Here is a 966-nt window from a genome sequence, read left to right as displayed (position 1 = left end):
TTCTCAATTTCATGATTTGTCCAGTGACGATAGCGAAGAGGTCACACCCGTTCCCATGCCGAACACGGAAGTTAAGCTCTTCAGCGCCGATGGTAGTTGGGGGCTCTCCCCCTGTGAGAGTAGGACGCCGCTGGGCAATAAGAAAAAGCACCCGTTTTTAAAGCGGGTGCTTCTTTTTGTGTTTTATCACGAAGTGATCCCAGACGGTTTAAGGGGGATGTGAACCCTTGTCTGATCTCTATATCAGAAAAAAGATCCCTTCATTCGTAACTCTTTCGTTCCTTAAACAGATCCTATATGAAAGAAAGTGACATGATCGTCTGCAGCGTTCTTTCCAAACAAGTGCTTTAAGGCGGGAATCTCTTCTCTTGAATGGGCCGATCGTTTTTATAAATATCTTAATGAAGGCTGGTTTTCTGAAAGAAAAACAGGGCTTAAGTTTGTTTCCGGGTGCTTAAATTGAACACTAACAGCAGCGGCTCTTACGAATACAGCTTAATTAAAACAGGGGGGATTCGACAAAAGGTCTCACACGGAATTTGATGAATTATTAATAAGGATGATTGTAATACAACCCTAGAATGAAAAAAGTTCTTGACCGTGAAAGGTTTATTATCTATAATAGATCAAGTCCCCATTAAAAGGGACGGTAAAAATATGCGATGAAAAAATAAAAACTTTTTTAAAAAAAGTTATTGCACTGAAGAATTCATCGTGGTATATTATTACTTGTCGCCGCGAAAGACACGGTGGCAAACGAAAGACAGTGACCTTTGAAAACTAAACAAAAAGCCAAGCGAAACGTGGGATAATGATAAATTATCCCGTCAATGAATGAATTAAATGATGTCAGAGACATCAAACTTTCTATGGAGAGTTTGATCCTGGCTCAGGACGAACGCTGGCGGCGTGCCTAATACATGCAAGTCGAGCGGACTGATGGGGAGCTTGCTCCCCTGACGTCAG

2 rRNA genes are annotated in these 966 nt (G+C 41.6%); both read left to right on the top strand.

Going from position 1 to position 966, the window contains the following annotated elements:
• The first annotated feature begins 19 nt into the window (after nucleotides 1–19).
• Nucleotides 20–136, top strand: a 5S ribosomal RNA gene (gene rrf / locus EBO34_RS20420).
• A 730-nt stretch (nucleotides 137–866) separates the two neighbouring features.
• Nucleotides 867–966, top strand: a 16S ribosomal RNA gene (locus EBO34_RS20415); the annotation flags it as partial.

The organism is Alteribacter keqinensis (assembly GCF_003710255.1).
Lineage (GTDB): Bacteria > Bacillota > Bacilli > Bacillales > Salisediminibacteriaceae > Alteribacter > Alteribacter keqinensis.
This window is presented reverse-complemented; position numbering and strand designations above follow the sequence as displayed.